Genomic DNA, 18,906 nt, shown 5'->3' with positions numbered 1-18,906 from the left:
ATTATGAAAAAAATAATAAAAATATCATTACTTACAGCATTTTTAGGGCTCGCCTTTAGTTGTAGTGATGAACTATTAAATAATGACGGCACTTCAGGTGAAAGTCAGCCAACGCAATTTTTAACCTCGGCACAATTAGAGCAAGGTGCTAAAACGAACCTAGATATTCCCGCGGCATTCGTTACAGGAATGTATGCGCAAATGATCCAGTTTGGATCGGGAGGAACAGAAGGTCATGATGATTTTGGACATAAATCGTATGATGTTTTTGGAGATATGGTATCTGGAGATATGGCACTAAGTACAAGTACTTATGGATGGTATAGAGCAAGCATTACTGAATTACAAGCTTGTGAAGATTTTACTTTTGGTGATAACCGCCAAATATGGAGATATTATTATCGTATTATTCGTTCTGCTAATACGGTGATTGAAAATTTAGGTGGTAACGATGCGACACCTTCTACTGAAGAAGGAAAGCATAATATGGGGCAAGCAAAAGCGATGAGAGCTCACTCTTATTTCTATTTAACTCAATATTATCAAAAAGAATATAATGCTTCAGAACCTATTTTACCATTATATATAGAACCGATCGGTGTTAACTTACCTAAATCAACAGCTGGAGAAGTTTATACTCAGATGGAAAAAGATTTAACTGATGCTATTTCTTTACTATCTGGATTTAATAGAAGTGCAAAAAGTTCTGTTAATTTAGATGTTGCTAAAGGTTTTTTAGCCTATGTCCTTGGAGCTAAAGGTGGAGAGGATTCTAGAGTTGCAACATTAACTCAAGAAGTAATTAACGCTGGAAACCATTCAATGTTAGCTTCTTCAGAGGTAACAAATGGTTTTGCAGACGTTAATACATCTAGCTGGATGTGGGGTATTGATATAACCGAGACAAATGAAATTGGATTAGTCTCTTGGTGGGGTCAAATAGATGCTTGGTCATTTAGTTATGCTGCTTACGGAGATAACAAGTCTATCGATCAATCTCTTTTTGACGCTATTCCAGCCAATGATGCACGTAAAGCACAATTTTTTAATAACCCTACTAATGGTAGACATTTACAACCGTTATTTAAATTTTATGCTTCTGGAAGCATAGGTGGTACTTCTACAGTTGTTTCTGCTGATTATGTTTACATGAGAATTGAAGAAATGTATTTATTAAATGCAGAAGCTAATGCGAAAGCAGGTGCTGAAGGCGCCGCTAGGACAAGCCTAAAAGCATTAGTATCTAGACGTGTACCTGATGTGACTTATATTGATGCTTTATCAGGACAGGCTTTGTTAGATGAAATTTACTTGCAAACTCGTATTGAATTTTGGGGTGAAGGTAAAAGTTATTTAGCAATGAAGCGTAATAAAGCCACCGTTACAAGAGGATCAAATCACTTGTCTCTAGTTGGTACGCCAATTCAATATAATGATGAAAGGTTTACTTTTGAAATTCCATTAGATGAAATTCAAAACAACCCCTTCATTACGGATCAAAACTTATAATAGTTTAATTTCAAACCTCTGCTCACGTTGCAGAGGTTTGTTATTTATTAATAGTAAAAGTAAATTATTTAAATAAATAATTATCACTACAAATTATAGGCACTCTCTCTTCTTCTTTAACCAAGACCTATAATAACTCCACTTTTATTTATTAATGAGTAAATACTGTAGGGTATTTACAAATAACTTAAGTGTATACCTAATTTTAAACATTAATATTATAATCTTAAATTATAACTACTAATCAATCTAAGTTTACATACTAACTATCTCTGTTTTTTATTTAATTAATCAATTTATTTAACCATGAAGAAAATTACTTACAGAGTATTTACCATGTTAGCTTTATTACTTATTACTATCAGTTGTAACGACGAAGTCGAGTTTACTAACTACGCCACTTTCGAAAAAAACTCATCCGATGTCGGAGTACCTCCTAACAGTGAGATTGTTGAAAGTATTATCATTTATACCGGTAATATCGTAGGAAATGATAGAAGCATTGAGATAATAATCGATGAAGACGAATCGACGATTAGCGCATCTGCTTATTCTATTCCTAGTAGTATAACGATCCCTGCCAACACTAATAGTGCCTCTTTGGACATTACGTTCAAAGATGAAGGTTTGGACATTGCAACGGATAAAATATTAGTTTTAAATTTAAAAGGTAGTGATGACTTTTATGTTGGTGAAAAAATTACGCTTAACGTTTCCAAAGTTTGTAACTCTGGAATGTCTAAAGCCAAAGTAACTTTAGACTTTGACGATTGGCCCGAAGAAGCGTATTGGTCTATCACTAATACATCTACAGGAGAAGTTGTACTCGCAAGTGCAGCCACTCCTAGTTATGGAGCCTACGCAGGTATGACTGGTAGCCTCTCCTCTGCAATATGTCTTAGTCCTGGTGACTATGTTATACAAATATATGACGCATATGGAGATGGAGGTACAGGATACGTTTTAACATTGAACGGGGCGAATGTTTTTACAGCTTCCGGTAATTATGGATCCTACACTTCTTCCACATTTACTGTTCAATAGAAACAAAAAACAACACTTATAAGTCAGAGAAATTATTCTCTGACTTTTTGATTTATAATAGCCTGTTAAATGAGTGTTTTTTACGGTTACAACATCTATTCGTTTAAAGAACCACAATTTATAAGATATAATCTGGGGCCGAATAAATTAAAATAGAAAACTAAAAATAAATACATAATAGATTAGATTTTAATTGTATACTATTATGATAATTCTATTAACTTTGCAGCATGCAAGAAAACACAATAATTTTCGGTATTAGAGCTATAATTGAAGCCATTGAAAGCGGTTCTTCAATTAATAAGGTTTATTTACAGAAAGGCCTGAGAGGTGACCTATTTTATCAACTAGAAAAACTCACTAAAAAGAATAAAATTTCAATAAGTTTAGTTCCTGCGGAAAAACTTGATAGATTGTCAAAACATAATAATCATCAAGGTGCTGTTGCTAAAATTGCTCCTATCGAGTTCAGTGATCTTGAAACCCTAATCAATAATACTATAGAAAACAGCGAAACCCCGCTCTTTCTACTTTTAGATCAAGTTTCTGATGTTCGTAATTTCGGAGCTATTATTAGAACTGCTGAATGTACTGGAGTGAACGGGATTATTATTCCTAAAAGTGGAAGTGCTCCTGTTAATGCAGAAACAATTAAAACATCAGCTGGAGCAGCATTTAAAATTCCAATATGTAAAGTTGACCATATTAAAGATGCCATATTCCATTTAAAATCGGTAGATATAAAATTAGTTTCGGCTACAGAAAAAACGGAAGATTTAATTTATGATGTTAATTTTAATCAACCAATCGCGATTGTAGTAGGATCAGAACATAAAGGAGTTAGTAATTCTGTTTTGAAGTTATCAGATTATAAAGCAAAATTACCGTTATTAGGAGAAATAGAATCTCTTAACGTTTCAGTTGCTTGTGGAGCTTTCTTATATGAAACCGTAAGACAACGTTCTTTATAAAACAAAAAGAAGATTCAGTTTTACTCTGGATCTTCTTTATAAATATACTTATAAGTAATTGTATTAATTATCTCTTCTTCAGTTTCTTCAACTGGAGGAATGTAATTACCCTCATTATCAAACATATCATCAAAATCATTCCTACTAAAGACAAATTCCTCCTTAGTAATGCCTTTATTTTTAAAAATAAAAGCAAGTGTTATTCCAACTATAAATCCCGACAAATGTCCTTCCCAAGAAATTCCTTCTTTTAAAGGAAAAACATACCACACCATACTTCCATATAAAAAAATTACAACTAGAGACACCGCAACTAATCTAAAATGTTTTTTTAATATTCCACTAAAAAAAACAAAACTAAAGAGTAAGTATACTATTCCGCTCGCTCCTATATGATGAGATTCTCTTCCTATTATCCAAGTCAAAGTACCCGTCACAATTCCTCCATAAATTAAGATATTTTTAGAAACATCTCTATAGAAATAAAGCAATATACTGGTTAAAACGAATAATGGTATAGAATTGTTAAATAAATGACTAACACCACTATGTATAAATGGTGAAAATAATATTCCTCTCAGCCCAGTAAATGATCTTGGATAAAGTCCATATTCATTAAAATTTAGTCCAAATTTAATTTCTAACCAATAAACAAACCATATTACAAACACCATAATGAATGGTATCATAATCATTCTATCCGAAAACTTAAGATCATACTTTTCACTCATAACATTTTAATATCAAAAATAAATCCAAAAAAAAACTATGCTATTTTGTCATATTTTATGTACTTAAATTTAGTCAAAATAATTAGTAACTTTGACTTATAATACACTCTTTAAAATGAGCCAACCTTTAGCGGAAAGAATACGACCAAAATCGTTACAAGACTATATAAGTCAACAACATTTAGTTGGACCTAACGGAATCTTAACAAATCATATTAAACAGGGAATAATCCCCTCACTAATCTTATGGGGGCCACCTGGAATTGGTAAGACAACACTCGCTAATATTATTGCAAAAGAATCGGAACGTCCATTTTACACCTTAAGTGCAATTAGTTCTGGAGTAAAAGACGTTAGAGAGGTTATTGAGAAAGCAAAAAAAAGTAGTGGCCTATTTACACAGAAGAATCCTATTCTATTCATTGATGAAATTCACAGGTTTAGTAAATCGCAACAAGACTCTCTTCTTGGAGCGGTAGAACGAGGTTGGGTTACCTTAATTGGAGCAACTACGGAAAACCCCAGTTTTGAAGTTATTCCCGCCCTCTTATCAAGATGTCAAGTTTACATTCTAAATTCATTTGATAAAGAAGATTTAATCGCACTTTTAAATCGAGCAATAGAAAAAGACGAAATAATTTCGAAAAAAGGAATAATATTAAAGGAAACTGACGCTTTATTACGAGTTTCAGGTGGAGATGCTAGAAAACTATTAAATACATTTGAATTACTCGTTAATACAGAAGATAAAATTACAATAACCAACGAACTGGTATTAAAAAAAATTCAAAAGTCTCCAGCGCGATATGACAAAACGGGAGAACAGCATTATGATATAATTTCTGCTTTTATAAAATCTATACGTGGAAGTGACCCAAATGCTGCTGTATATTGGTTGGCAAGAATGATCGAAGGAGGAGAAGATGTGAAATTTATTGCACGTAGGTTACTAATTTCGGCTTCTGAAGATATAGGAAATGCAAATCCTACCGCTTTAATATTGGCGAATAATACGTTTCAAGCGGTATCTGTAATAGGTAACCCAGAATCAAGAATACTATTAAGTCAGTGCGCAGTATATTTAGCTAACTCCCCTAAAAGCAATGCCTCTTATATGGCTATAAACGAAGCTCAGAGTCTAGTTAAAAAAACAGGGGATTTACCTATACCTTTACACTTAAGAAATGCTCCTACTAAATTAATGAGAGATCTTGATTACGGAAAAGACTATTTGTATTCTCATAATTATCAAGGAAATTTTGTTAATCAGGAATACATGCCTGACGAAGTTCAAAACACCAAATTATACGAGCCTGGTAATAATTCTCGCGAAAATCAATTCCGAGAAACCTTGAAACAACGCTGGAAAAATAAATACAATTATTAAAACAAAAAAATAAGGTGTTCTAACAAACACCTCATTTTTTTTTTAATAGATAATACTCTAAAACTTTATATTATAAAATCTCGTTATTTTCTCTTCTCCTTCATAATACTCAGCCTTCCAAAAATCGTTTATCTTGTAAATAATTCCTTTCTTATTTTTTAAAATAAACACATTTTTTAATTCCGACTTAAGAACAATAAAAACCTTCTGTGGTTGACTATCCACAAGCTGAAACCCATTATTCAATGATTGCGCATATAGTAACTTCAACTCAACATTTGCTTTAAGTTTCACACCTTCCATAACTTCAGGTGTCGAATTTACAGAGTTTACAATAGCCTTATCATTCTTGACATTTTCATTTGTTAATGGTACATACTTATACTTTAAATTCTTAATAGAAACAAACGCACTTCTTATAGAAGCGTGATAAGCCTTTTTATAATCTTTTAATTTACTTGCACCTTCGTCAGAGGTAAAAACTATTCTATTATTACAATCTTTTAGTTCTACAAAGTTCTTTGTTGTAAACATACTAGACGCATCTTTAATCACTCCTGTTAACGCTAAGCATCTATTTCTACTTAAATCATCAGGTAACTCTTCATTTTCCAAGTAAACCTTAAAACCATGTTTTTTAAATAAGAACTTAGTTAATGAACTCGTTTGATATTGATCATCTTTTTTCAAAAAATCAAACCTCGTTGGCACAACGATATATTTATAATTATTAATTTTTTTCTGGCCATATCCTGCTAACGTAAATATGCAGAAAATGACAAAAAACATTTTGTTAATTTTCATCGATTACTTTTATTTTTTTCAATGATGAATATAAGAATATTTGCAATTTAATTTATCTAAAAATTAAATTTACCCCTAATTGGAACGATGCTGTATTGGTATCTGCTAAATTTGACAAACCAAAGATATTGTCAACAATACCATAAACATTTACTTTTCCAATCTTAGCTGACAAACCAGCGCCTATATTTGTAGAGGAGAAATCATCAATAGTATATGTAAACTTTCCCATTAAACCTTTTAAAAATCTTCGTTCATAAAAACCTGTTAGTGCCAATCTCGGTCCTGTAGGTCTAAATACTGAAAATATTTGAGCCCCTACTCCATTGTCATAATAATCATTATAACTCATATCATAACAATTTTTTTCTTTTCTTGTTTTACCCCAAACATGTTTTACCGAAGCATTGAACTTTATCGGTCTCATAACAGAATATGAATCATTATTTTCTTCGGTTGGAACCTTCGATTTAAAATCATTACTTAAATCTTCCCAGTAATTGGTATTATTCCCATCGTATTGAAATTCTATTCCTGAAAACGAATAACTTCCATTAATATTTGCATTTTTTACATCTTCTGAATAACCTACGAAACCAATATCAAGCAAACTTGCGGTTAACTCAGTGCTTTCATCTAACTTATAAGTAAAACCAAAATCTATTCCTAGCCCTAAATTTCCTCCCAAAAAAGAACGTCCTAACAAGGTACTAGCATCTATCGTCTCATCATTCTCATCATAAATTCCCGAACTATACCCCGTTACATTTACATTATTCAAAAAATGTCTATAGATATTATCCTGTCCCAATCTTGTCGTAAAGCTACCAGTATTGTTCGTTGTCATAACGTTAGCAACTCCAGAATATATCTTTAATCTGGCTCCGATATTCAATTTTTCGCTAACCTTTCTAGATAGTCCAAAATGAAGAACTCCCAATGCTTCTGCTTTAAAGTTTCCCTGTGACAGGGAAAACTTTTTATTCAAGTAAGCCGCATTCCCTTCATTTAACAATGTAAAAATATCTTTAGGTGCGTTTCCAAAAACATCTATTTCAGTATAAAAACCAGCGGAAATAAAATTCTTCTCATCCAATCTAAATCCACCACTAACTACTTCTATTTGAGAATTAAACTGTAAATAATCATCGGCAGAGATTCTATTGAGCGCATTTCTAAACTTTATGTTCGGATCTATTCCATCATTCCTAAAAATATCAGCAACCGTAATTCCAGTAATTCCAGCTTGAAACGAGATTCCCGATAACAACGGAATCCCTACTGAATATTTATAATTTACTTTGCTTCCTGGATTTAGTAATAATGCCTGAGGGATTTGATCAAATTCATACAACACCTGCTTATTCTGAGCCACAGATGTTTTCGATATTCCTAAAAGAAATATCATAATAACTATTAACTTTTTCATTAATTTATTCCGAAATAAAATGTTCCTGCTGATTTAAATATAAAAGTTTTATCGTCGTTGATATCAATTATTGAACCATCCGCGCTAGGAAGTAACTCTACAGTAACTTCAATTTTAGTTGAGTTTAAAATAGCACTATTATCCGACAGTATTATTTCCTCCTTAACTTTGTATTTAGATACGTTTTGATTGACTTCAATTTGGGGAATTCGATACGTTTCATCATTCGCCTGATTTAAAAATCTAAAATCAATGGTGAATCGTCTATCAAAAGGATTTGTTATTTCAAAATCAATATCTACTTTTTTCAATCGATCGGTCACCGAATTTTCAAAAATCTCTACTCGCGTTACGTCTGAAATCCTACTAACTTCTATACCGGTAGGACTTACTAAAGAGGTTTGTGGTAAGTTTGAATAAATCAATGATCCAATATAAGTAGGGGTCAACTCTATGTCATCTGCTTGGTTAAAGTCTAAATCTTCTACACAAGAAGACAAAACGACAAAGATGACAATACAAAAAACAATACTAACAATTTTACATTTCATATTTATGTACATATACTTAAGGTTTCTTCTTTTATTAACTAACTTATTTAAATTATAAACAAGTTTGAACGTATTTCTCCCCTAAAATTCTATTTCTCCCCTATAAGTTAACGATATTCTACAAATATTGTTTTATTTCATGTAATGATTTCACAGCAATAAATTCAGTTGAATCGTTTTTTCCCTCTACAAGATGAATCGCCTTCATTCCTACTTGCATAGCCCCAAGTACATCTGCTTCAAAACTATCACCAATCATAACAGATTCGTTAGCTCCAGCCTTCGCTTTTTCCATAGCATATTCAAATACTTTTGGGTTTGGTTTTTTAACTCCAACACATTCGGAAGTTACGATAACATCAAAATAATGTGATATCTCAGATTTTTCAAGTTTTTGCCTTTGAACCTCTTCAAATCCATTGGTAATAATATGAAGTACATATTTCGATTTCAAATATTCCAAAACTTCTATTGCTCCTTCTAGTAGATTGCTATAATTAGGTAAATAATCAATATAATCTTTGGCTATAATATTTATCAATTCATCGGAAATTTCAAAATCTAAATTATCAAAAGTTTCTCTTAATCTTTTATATCGTAACTCTTCTTTACTAATATTATTATCTCTGTATGATCTCCAATACTTCATGTTTATTGGCGAGTAGATTTTAAAAAACTCTGAAAAACCAATAGCAATATTTTGTTCTTTAAATATTTGCTTAAATGTTAACTCAGAATTTGTTTCAAAATCCCATAAAGTATGGTCTAAATCAAAAAAAAGATGTTTTACATTAGTCATGCGTCAAATTTAAAGTTTTTATAATTTAAAAAGCTATTTTAGCATAAATTTAATATAAACTATTGGTAAAAAAGAAGCTTCATATACTATTTCTATGTGGTTGGTACCCCTCACGAATTTTACCGAATAATGGCGACTTTATTCAACGCCATGCCGAAGCAGTAGGAGAATATAACGCTGTCTCTGTTTTACATATTATTTCTGATGATTCACTTAAAAAGGATATCGAAATAAAAACAACAACTATCAATAATATTGAAACTCACATAGCTTATTTAAAAACAGTCAAAAACCCAATAAAAAAAGTATTTCTATTTAAAAAAGCTTTCAAGTTGTTATTACATAAAATTGGTAACTATGATGTCGTTCATGTAAATAAACTCTATCCTTTTGGACTTTTTGCCCTGTACTTAAAAATGTTTTTAAAAAAGCCCTATATCATTTCAGAGCATTGGACTGGGTATCATTCTGCTTTAGCCATTAATATCAGTAAAATTGAACGTTACTTCTCAAAACATATCGCTAAAAAAGCAAGTTTTATATGTCCTGTTTCTGATAATTTACAAGATTCCATGATTTCCTTGGGCTTTAAAGGAAATTATTATAAAGTTCCGAATGTGGTTGACTGTGGCATATTTAAACCGGATAGACAAAAACAAGAAATTTTTACAATTATTCACGCATCTAGTATGAATAACGCTCACAAGAATATCTCAGGAATTTTAAATGCGATTAAAGAGTTTTCTTTAAAGGTTCATAAATTTCAATTTTTATTAATCGGTGATAATTCGGTGCAATATAAAGAAGAAATAGAAAATTTAGAATTGACTCAAAATGTAAAGCTTTTGGGTCATCAAACTCATAAAGAAATTGCTTTACAAATAAGCAAAGCGCATGTATTTGTTCTTTTCAGTAATTATGAAAATTTGCCTTGTGTAATTTTAGAAAGTTTTTCATGCGGCACACCAGTAATTAGTACTAATGTTGGCGGAATATCTGAATATTTCCCCAAAGATTTTGGCGTACTCATAAAACCTAAAGATATAGAATCTTTAACAAATGCTTTACTCAGAGTTTATGATTCGTTTCCATCCGATAAAAATAGCATGCATAACTATGCAGTCAATAATTTCAGTAAAAAAAGCATTGCAAATCAATTTGATTTACTTTACCGAAAAGCAATAAATGGACTATCTTAAAAACTACATATCGGGGTTTTTAAATAGATCAGGAGGTTATATTTTTTTCGCCACAATATTTTCCCGTGTCTTATCGTTCCTTACTTCTTGGATTACCTTACAACTAATCCCAAATAAAGAACTGGGAGAAGTATTATATTCTTGGAATATAATTTCTTTTCTTATGCCTCTCATAGGATTAGGATTGCATCAAAGTTATATTCGATATGGTGCACTTCCAGAAAACTCTTCTAATGGTGATTTTCTATTTTCTTATATTATTAAAAAAGGGTTGATAGCATCGTTTATTTTAACTTTAATTACTGCTATTTGTGGTTTTATTATTCCTTTCGAATTCAATAATTCAGGAATATATATAAGTATTATGTCATTGGTCTTTGCCCCTTCCTTTTTAATTGAAGCTTTAAAAACGAAAGCAAGGCTAGCTCATAAAAATAAATCGTACGCATTCATTGATATTAGCTACAATTTTTCACTCATACTAATCGTCGTTTCTCTAAGCTACTTTCTTCAAGAAATCGGTTATATACTAGCCTTAATTATTACTCCAACACTACTCTTATTATTTTACTTAAACACCTTTTTTACAGGCAATACTAACACTCGCCCTCATTTCATTAACAGAGAATTTTGGAAATATGGTTTTTTTGCAGGGCTTTCAAATGTGGCTACGCTCCTATTATTTTCTATAGATATTTTACTTATCGGGAACATTATGGAATTACCCGAAAAGGTGACGGCATTTCGATATATTACTCTCATTCCATATAGTATTCTTTTTTTACCAAGAGTGTTTATTGCCACGGATTTTGTTTCATTAACAGAAAACATTAGGGATAAAGATTATGTTTTCAGCTATATAAAAAGCTATATTCTTTTATTTACAATTGTTAGCCTTCTTTTTATTTTTATTGTTATTTCTTTAGGTGAAAGTTTACTCAATTTTTTTCACTCTTCATTCACAATTTACACTGATAGCTTCACTATAGTAAGCATTGGTATTATTGGTATTTTAATATTAAGAGGTCTTTTTGGAAACTTGTTATCATCAATAGGAAAAGCTAAATTCAACTATTACATAATGGTAATTGCTATTATTTTAAATATAGCGTCAAACTATTTATTAATTCCAATATTAGGTATTAAAGGTGCTGCCATTACCTCTGCAACCTTACTTTGGTTCACAGGTATCGCCTCATGTATAGGTTTTTTCCATTTTTACAAAAAGTATACTAGCCTTTAAATAGTTTTAAAAGTTTTGGCAAGTTATTATATACCAATTGAATATAGTTTTCATCTTTTGCTCCAAAACTTTTATAATACGTAGCAATATTTTTCATTGATGATCCTCCAAAATCAAAAACATCAAAGTTTTTCTGATATTTATAAATGGCTCTATCATTCATAAATGTGTTAGCTCCGTTTTTTCTATTCTTAAAATCTGAAGAACACACTAATTCAGTCACTCTATTTTTTTGTTTTAAAAAGAAGGCTCCAGACACCAAATTATTGCTCTTATCATAAATCAGCAGTAATTCACCCACTTTTTTTTGAATACATATCTGCATCAATATATCTAAATTCTGATAATCAGATTCTTTTATTTTATAAACTCTCTTTCCCACATTATTCCTAAACAATTCAATAAACTTTGAAGTATTACCTCCCCAATTTTCTGTTAAATCGAAGTCTATTGATTTTTGAAGTTCTCTTTTCCGATTTCTATTATACCTACTTCTAATAATTTCATAATCGTCTTTAAGTGATAAAATTTGAACTTGTTTTTCCTTCTGAAACTTCTCAAACATATTAAATGAATTTTTACTATTCATTCTCAATTCAACAAATCTAAAATCATCAAAAACCTCTATTAAAAATTCATTTTCATCTTCAATTTGCTTTGAATAAATTCCGAGATGAATTAACCAAAGAGGAGGATGAACATATTTAACAAACATTTTCCTTCTCCATGGTATTGGCATCACCGCCTCATAATCATTTAAAACATATGCTCCCCATTGCTCGCATATAACATCTAAATACCAAGAATACCCAAAAACATTATATTGAATAGCATTTTCAATACAATCATCATATTTCTCTAAATTTAAGTCTCCTCTTTCTAAATAAGATATCATCAACCCTTTACAATTTTTAACATCGAACCATACAATCTACTCCATCCCCGCCATCGCTGATAACCACTTAAACTTTCATTATGAAATAGAGTAATAAACACTCCATTAACTCTTTTTACTTCATTTTTTAAGTCTCTAATTTTACCCAATGCTCTCTTGGGTGTTAGTTTCATATAATCGTTAAGAGTAGTATCCATAACAGCAAACGGAAATACTTTTAGAGGTGTTTGAATTTCAAAATCAATATCATAAAAATAAAAAGGTGTGCAAGTACTTGCCCTAAAACCTGCCATACTGGCGTATCCCATAGAGTAGTCTTCAGCAATTTCTAAATCAATTAACTTCTGATAAGTATCTGGTAAGGTAAATCGTAAATAATGCTGACGAGATCGAATGACCGGAATGTTGGTTATTGCTTCCAATCGTTCTTTTTCTTTTTTCAACATTTCTGCATTTTTCATGGTGTAATAAGAAGGGTGCAGTCCTACCCTAGCATAATCGACCATATCTTTTATCAACAATTTAAACTTTGATTTAGATGCAGAAACGTTCGTGTCATAAGACGTGTAGTCTCCTATTAAAAAGAAAAAAATGGTTCTTACATCCAGTTCTTTTTTGAAGTCAATAATCTTTTGAAACGTATCAAAAGGATCTTTTTTAATATTAAATCGAACTGCAAATCGATCCCATAAATTAAAAATCTTTACTTGGTACGCATCTTTTAGAAAACCTCCAACGGTTCTAACAAAACTTTTGTATTTATAAGCATACGCATTATCTACATCAACAGTAGAAATGTATTGATAAGAACGTTTCTTATAGTCATAATCAGGAAACCTATTTTTTAACTCAGCTAAAAACTGATATGCCCAGATATCAATAACGGGTTTCTCTAAAAAACCGTTTTTATGCGCAAGACTCTCTTCAGCCCTAAATCGCCCAAATTTATCCTTAATGTGAGGCAGATACTCTTCATATCTTGATATTAGATAAAAGCTCGCCGAAAATATATCAAAAGGAATATCAGACTTTTCTCCTTGTAAAAAAAAACATGGAGCTACCTTCCATTTCCCCATTGTTACTTCAATGTCTTTAATTCCTTGTTGAAACAGTAATTCGTGACTTTTCACAAAAAACTCCTTACCTAAAGCCACCTTTGTATATGAAAACTTGGGACCATTGTGGGCTACAAATTCTTCCACTTTCATTGTAAAATCAATAGGAATTTGTAACGTCCTTGTCAATATATGTTTGAATATATATCGGATTCTTGGAGTTAATTTATGAGTATATATTAAAAGCATCGTCGTTTTTATCTAAGTAAGAAACCTATAGGATTCCTTCATCTGCAAAGCTAAAATACGTTTTTTCACTTATTATTAAATGGTCGAGTAGTTTTATATCGAGAGTTGAAGATGCCATTTTAACTTTGTTAGTCAATTCAATATCTGCTTTACTTGGTTTCAGTTTTCCTGAAGGATGATTATGACAGAGAATAATTCCAACTGAATTTAACTCCATAGCTTTTTTGAATATAATACGAACGTCCACCAATGTTGCTGTTAAACCTCCCTTACTTACTTGCTGCTTAGAAATAACTTTATTGGCATTATTTAAATACAATACCCAAAACTCCTCATGATCTAAATCATATAATACTGGACTCATTATTGACATTACTTCGCTGGAACTTGTTATTTTAGATAATACTTGTTTATCTTCAAACTGTCTTCTTTTCCCAAATTCAAGGGCAGTAACGATAGTTATGGCTTTTACATTTCCAATTCCCTTAAACTGCATCAGTTCTTCTATTGATAGCTTTGTAAGTTTATTCAAATTATTATTGACATACCTTAAAATTCTTTTGGCTAAATCTACAGCACTTTCTTCTCTATTTCCAGAACCTATTAAGATGGCTATAAGTTCAGCATCAGAAAGAGATTCTTTACCTTTTAACAACATTTTTTCACGAGGCCTGTCATCAAGTGCCCATGATTTTATAGATACCTTTTCCATTTATGCAATTCATTTAATTTTTCATAAATATAACTCATTTTTTGCACAACCGAAACAAGTCCAGTATCTTTGTATGCTATCTTTTTTTATTTTTTGATATGAAAATAATCATAGCCGGAGCCGGAGATGTAGGCTTTCATTTGGCTAAATTGTTATCTTACGAGTCGCAAGATACGTACATCATCGATTTCGATGGAGATAAACTTAATTACATAAACAATCATTTAGATGTTATTGCCAAAAAAGGCGATGCAACTTCTATAAACCTCTTAAAAGAAATTGGAATTGACAACACAGACCTGCTCTTGGCGGTTACCGACAGTCAAAACACCAATTTTACGATCTCGGTTATAGGAAAAGCTTTGGGTGCTAAAAAAACCATTGCTCGAATTAGTAACCCTGAATTTTTAAGTAATGAAATTGTCAATTTTAAAGGTTTTGGGGTCGATTTTATGATTTCACCGGAAGAGTTGGCTGCCAAAGAAATTAAACTATTATTGAATCAATCTTCTTTTAATGACACTGTTGCCTTTGAAAATGGGGTTTTCAATGTTATGGGAACAACCTTAGGCTATAAATCTCCTATTTTAGATTTAACGGTTAAAGAAGCAAAGGATAAATTTTGTTTAGTCGATTTCATTACCATCGCCATTAAGCGTGAAGGTGTTGCTCAAACAATTATTCCAAGAGGGGATTCTACTTACAAATTAAATGATCAAGTTTATTTTTCTGTACCTAGTTATAGCATTAACAAGCTATATGAAATTATTGGTAAAGAACATATCGATATAAAAAACGTAATGATTCTTGGTGGTAGTAGAGTTGGAAGAAAAACGGCTAGGAAGCTTTGCAAGGACGACTTCAAGGTAAAACTTATTGAAAAAAATAAAGAGAAAGCTTTTCAACTAGCAGAAGAATTACGACATACTCTTGTAATTTATGGAGATGGAAGAGATTTGGAATTACTTGAAGAAGAAAACATCCGTGAAATGGATGCCTTTGTTGCTGTTACAGGCGATTCTGAAACGAATATAATGTCTTGTTTAGTTGCTAAATCTAAAGGTGTAAAAAAGACAGTGGCGCTTGTTGAAAACATGGATTATATCAATATATCGCAAACCATTGGTATTGACACCTTAATCAATAAAAAATTAATTGCTGCAAGTAATATTTTCCGTCACATCCGTAAGGGTGAAATCCTTGCATTAGCAAACCTACATAATGTTGATGCGGAAGTATTCGAATTTGAAGTTCAACCTAACGCAAAAGTTACAAGAAAAATTATAAAAGAATTAAAATTCCCAAGAGAAGCTATTATTGGAGGTGTAATTAGAGACGGAAAAGCGTTAATGTCTTTTGGCGATTTTCAATTACAAAGTGGAGATAAAGCCATCGTTTTCTGTTTACCTGAAGCAATATCAACTGTTGAAGACTTATTTAATTAGATGGAAAATCTAAATTTTAAAATCATTTACCGCTTTTTAGGAATTACGGCTATTTTAAACGGTTTATTCATGTGGATGGCTGTTCCTTTTAGTGTATACTTTGAAGAAGACCAAGCTCTAGGTATTTTAAATGCGGGTATTATTACCATTACTTTAGGAGCTTTGTTATTTTTCTTTAATAAACCAACTTCTAAAAATATTCAAACCAAAGAAGGATACTTAATCGTTACTCTCGGTTGGCTTATGCTAACCTCAACAGGAATGCTTCCTTATTTACTAACGGGTTCAATTCCTTCAGTGACTGACGCTTTCTTTGAAACTATTTCTGGGTACTCTACTACAGGCTCTTCTATTTTGAAAGACATTGAGTCTATGCCTAAAGGAATTCTTTTTTGGCGTAGTGCCACTCACTGGATTGGGGGAATGGGAATTATTGTTTTAACCATTGCAATTTTACCTTTATTAGGTATTGGAGGGATGCAACTTTTTATGGCGGAAGCCCCAGGACCTTCGGCCGACAAACTACACCCTAGAATCACGGATACCGCAAAAAGACTGTGGTTAATCTATGTCCTTTTAACTGTAGTTGAATTTTTATTGTTAAAATTGGCTGGTATGACTTGGTTTGATGCCATCAATCATTCCATGGCAACTGTAAGTACCGGTGGTTTCTCTACGAAAAATGCAAGTATTGCACACTGGAATGGTATGCCTTTCATTCAATATATTATTATCTTTTTCATGTTCGTTGCTGGTACTAACTTCGTACTAACCTATTATGCACTCAAAGGTGAAGTAAATAAAGTGTTGCGCAATGAAGAATTTAAATATTATATGTTCAGTATTCTTGGTATTTCATTGATTATTGCTGTTGCCATTATTTTCTTTCCTGATACTAATTTACAAACCTCAATACACCATCCCATGATTTATGGAAAAATGGAAAGTGCTGTTAGACATTCTCTATTTTCTGTTATCTCTGTGGTTACTACTACTGGTTTTGTCTCAGCAGACTTTACCATGTGGAGCTTCTTTGTTACGGGTATCTTTTTTTCATTATTTTTTGTAGGTGGTTCGGCTGGATCAACTTCTGGTGGAGTAAAAATAGTAAGACATATTGTGATGCTAAAAAACAGTTTTTTAGAATTCAAAAAATCTTTACACCCGAACGCCATTATTCCCGTAAGATATGATGGGAAAGCAGTAAGTCAATCTATTGTATTTAATATACTTTCCTTTTTTATTTTATACATGCTAATCTTTATAGTTGGTACCGTCATTTTGGCTTTTTTCGGTCTTGATATTAAATCTGCTCTAGGCGCTTGTGCTTCTTCCTTAGGAAATATTGGTCCTGCTATTGGAAGCGTTAGTCCAGTAGACAACTTCTCTCATTTATCCACTGGAGCCAAATGGTTTTGTTCATTTTTAATGCTTATTGGTCGTTTAGAATTATTCACTGTTTTAATTCTGTTAACCCCTTTCTTCTGGAGAAAAAACTAAACTGACTACCAGTACTTTAGACACAAAAACCAACTTTCGTTCCAAGAAAAGATACACTCACACCTAAAAACAACGCGCTCATGCTAAAATAAGGCTCTCCCTTGCTCAAAAAAAGTAACTTTGTACGTAAGAAAACAAAATATTTTTTGACGTAGTTAATATTTTTAACATCCACAAGAGTATTAATTTACTGATAACCAAAATTCAAAACAATAACTACTAAATCTAATAATTATGGATCCAATGTTAGCGCAAATAATTTTATTTGCAGGCAACTTTGCCCCAAGGGGTTGGGCATTTTGCGACGGACAACTTTTGCCAATTGCTTCTAATCAAGCTTTATTTTCTCTTTTAGGAACCACTTATGGTGGCGACGGAAGAAGTACTTTTGCTTTACCAGATTTAAGAGGTAGAGCACCAATAGGCCCAAGAAACGGCCCTGGGCTATCAAATTATAGACTAGGACAAAGAGCCGGGCTTGAAACTGTTACATTAAACACAACGGAAATACCAAGTCACACTCATACAAATGCACTCCGAGTAAGTTCAGAGAATGCCACACAGGCACAAGCTACTCAAGGAACTTCTATTGGTACCCCAGGAGCGCCTAGCGGTCGTAGTTTTAATTCAACCTATGGCTTTAATCAAACTACTCCAGACACAAACTTAAATACAAATTCTGTTATTATTGGTAATACTGGAGGAAGTCAAGCTCATGAAAACAGACAACCGCTTTTAGCTTTGAATTATATAATTGCAATGCAAGGTATTTTTCCTAGCAGAAACTAAATTAACATAAAATCTTAAAATAATGAATCCACTAATAGGACAAATTATGATGTTCGCAGGAAACTTTGCCCCAAGAGGTTGGGCTTTCTGTGATGGACAATTATTAGCTATTTCATCAAACACAGCGTTATTTTCAATTTTAGGAACCACCTATGGAGGAGATGGAAGATCAAGTTTTGGCTTACCAGATTTAAGAGGTAGAGCACCAATAGGCCCAAGAAACGGCCCTGGTTTATCAAACTACCAACTAGGACAAAGAGGTGGAGTTGAAACCGTTACATTGAATGTACTTCAAATACCTAGTCATACACATGCCAATGCACTAAGGGTAAGTTCAGAAGACGCAACTCAAGCACAAGCCACCCAGAGCAGTTCTATTGCTACTCCGGGAGCTCCAAGTGGACGTTCTTTTAATACTACCTTTGGTTTTAATCAAATTACTCCAGATACAACTTTAAATCAAAGTTCTGTAACTATAGGCAATACAGGAGGTAATTTATCGCACGAGAACAGACAACCTTTTCTCGCTATAAATTATATTATTGCCCTTTTTGGTGAATACCCAAGTAGAAATTAACAACTTAATTCATCCAA

18 protein-coding genes are annotated in these 18,906 nt (G+C 32.0%); 10 read left to right on the top strand and 8 right to left on the bottom strand.

Annotated elements, in window-relative coordinates; all coding sequences use genetic code 11:
- Positions 1-3: 3 nt before the first annotated feature.
- The 3 genes from BLW23_RS18415 to rlmB all read left to right on the top strand — a co-directional run bounded on the left by BLW23_RS18415 (position 4) and on the right by rlmB (position 3,524).
- Positions 4-1,509, top strand: coding sequence for a RagB/SusD family nutrient uptake outer membrane protein (locus BLW23_RS18415; protein WP_093672621.1), 1,506 nt, complete (start codon positions 4-6; stop codon positions 1,507-1,509).
- Positions 1,510-1,815: 306 nt separating this feature from the next.
- On the top strand, positions 1,816-2,553 hold the full coding sequence (locus BLW23_RS18410) for a DUF4843 domain-containing protein (RefSeq protein WP_093672619.1): 738 nt from the start codon (positions 1,816-1,818) through the stop codon (positions 2,551-2,553).
- 230 nt (positions 2,554-2,783) lie between these two features.
- Positions 2,784-3,524, top strand: a complete 741-nt coding sequence (gene rlmB, locus BLW23_RS18405) for a 23S rRNA (guanosine(2251)-2'-O)-methyltransferase RlmB (RefSeq protein ID WP_093672617.1) — start codon at positions 2,784-2,786, stop codon at positions 3,522-3,524.
- Between the two features lie 20 nt (positions 3,525-3,544).
- On the opposite strand, the gene BLW23_RS18400 is transcribed toward rlmB, so the two are convergent.
- Positions 3,545-4,255 (bottom strand): rhomboid family intramembrane serine protease, encoded by a 711-nt coding sequence (locus BLW23_RS18400; RefSeq protein ID WP_093672615.1) that lies wholly within the window; start codon positions 4,253-4,255, stop codon positions 3,545-3,547.
- A 115-nt stretch (positions 4,256-4,370) separates the two neighbouring features.
- Between BLW23_RS18400 and BLW23_RS18395 the strand changes: the two genes are divergently transcribed.
- Positions 4,371-5,642 carry a replication-associated recombination protein A gene (locus tag BLW23_RS18395; protein ID WP_093672613.1) on the top strand — a complete coding sequence of 424 codons (1,272 nt, stop codon included), beginning with the start codon at positions 4,371-4,373 and terminating at the stop codon, positions 5,640-5,642.
- A 57-nt stretch (positions 5,643-5,699) separates the two neighbouring features.
- Here BLW23_RS18395 and BLW23_RS18390 read toward each other — a convergent pair whose 3' ends face one another.
- From BLW23_RS18390 to BLW23_RS18375, 4 genes are all read right to left on the bottom strand, one after another.
- Positions 5,700-6,446: a hypothetical protein gene (locus tag BLW23_RS18390; RefSeq protein WP_093672611.1), complete on the bottom strand. Its 747-nt coding sequence runs from the start codon at positions 6,444-6,446 to the stop codon at positions 5,700-5,702.
- Positions 6,447-6,498: 52 nt separating this feature from the next.
- A complete protein-coding gene (locus BLW23_RS18385) occupies positions 6,499-7,875 on the bottom strand; it encodes a DUF5723 family protein (RefSeq protein WP_093672609.1) in 1,377 nt (458 codons plus the stop codon).
- The gene (locus BLW23_RS18380) at positions 7,875-8,426 is read right to left on the bottom strand and encodes a hypothetical protein (RefSeq protein WP_143032225.1); all 552 of its coding nucleotides are present in this window, start codon (positions 8,424-8,426) and stop codon (positions 7,875-7,877) included. The genes BLW23_RS18385 and BLW23_RS18380 overlap by 1 nt, the downstream gene beginning before the upstream one ends.
- Before the next feature lie 118 nt (positions 8,427-8,544).
- Complete coding sequence (locus tag BLW23_RS18375; RefSeq protein WP_093672605.1) at positions 8,545-9,225, bottom strand: YjjG family noncanonical pyrimidine nucleotidase; 681 nt, start codon at positions 9,223-9,225, stop codon at positions 8,545-8,547.
- Positions 9,226-9,287: 62 nt separating this feature from the next.
- Here BLW23_RS18375 and BLW23_RS18370 point away from each other — a divergent pair, with 62 nt between their 5' ends.
- Positions 9,288-10,424: a glycosyltransferase family 4 protein gene (locus tag BLW23_RS18370; RefSeq protein WP_093672603.1), complete on the top strand. Its 1,137-nt coding sequence runs from the start codon at positions 9,288-9,290 to the stop codon at positions 10,422-10,424.
- Positions 10,411-11,667, top strand: coding sequence for an MATE family efflux transporter (locus BLW23_RS18365; protein ID WP_093672601.1), 1,257 nt, complete (start codon positions 10,411-10,413; stop codon positions 11,665-11,667). The genes BLW23_RS18370 and BLW23_RS18365 overlap by 14 nt, the downstream gene beginning before the upstream one ends.
- Here BLW23_RS18365 and BLW23_RS18360 read toward each other — a convergent pair.
- From BLW23_RS18360 to radC, 3 genes are all read right to left on the bottom strand, one after another.
- A complete protein-coding gene (locus BLW23_RS18360) occupies positions 11,657-12,562 on the bottom strand; it encodes a hypothetical protein (protein ID WP_093672599.1) in 906 nt (301 codons plus the stop codon). The two genes, BLW23_RS18365 and BLW23_RS18360, sit on opposite strands and share 11 nt — an antisense overlap.
- Positions 12,562-13,806, bottom strand: a complete 1,245-nt coding sequence (locus tag BLW23_RS18355; RefSeq protein WP_255362828.1) for a polysaccharide deacetylase family protein — start codon at positions 13,804-13,806, stop codon at positions 12,562-12,564. Before BLW23_RS18355 ends, BLW23_RS18360 begins: the two co-directional genes overlap by 1 nt.
- Positions 13,807-13,891: 85 nt before the next feature.
- The gene (gene radC, locus BLW23_RS18350; protein WP_093672595.1) at positions 13,892-14,578 is read right to left on the bottom strand and encodes a RadC family protein; all 687 of its coding nucleotides are present in this window, start codon (positions 14,576-14,578) and stop codon (positions 13,892-13,894) included.
- 98 nt (positions 14,579-14,676) lie between these two features.
- On the opposite strand from radC, the gene trkA reads away from it, so the two are divergent.
- From trkA to BLW23_RS18330, 4 genes are all read left to right on the top strand, one after another.
- On the top strand, positions 14,677-16,023 hold the full coding sequence (gene trkA, locus BLW23_RS18345) for a Trk system potassium transporter TrkA (RefSeq protein WP_093672593.1): 1,347 nt from the start codon (positions 14,677-14,679) through the stop codon (positions 16,021-16,023).
- A complete protein-coding gene (locus BLW23_RS18340) occupies positions 16,024-17,523 on the top strand; it encodes a TrkH family potassium uptake protein (RefSeq protein WP_093672591.1) in 1,500 nt (499 codons plus the stop codon).
- 234 nt (positions 17,524-17,757) lie between these two features.
- On the top strand, positions 17,758-18,312 hold the full coding sequence (locus BLW23_RS18335) for a phage tail protein (RefSeq protein WP_093672589.1): 555 nt from the start codon (positions 17,758-17,760) through the stop codon (positions 18,310-18,312).
- Between the two features lie 22 nt (positions 18,313-18,334).
- Positions 18,335-18,889: a phage tail protein gene (locus BLW23_RS18330; RefSeq protein WP_176829880.1), complete on the top strand. Its 555-nt coding sequence runs from the start codon at positions 18,335-18,337 to the stop codon at positions 18,887-18,889.
- Positions 18,890-18,906 lie beyond the last annotated feature (17 nt).

Source organism: Tenacibaculum sp. MAR_2009_124, assembly GCF_900105455.1.
GTDB lineage: Bacteria > Bacteroidota > Bacteroidia > Flavobacteriales > Flavobacteriaceae > Polaribacter.
This window is presented reverse-complemented; position numbering and strand designations above follow the sequence as displayed.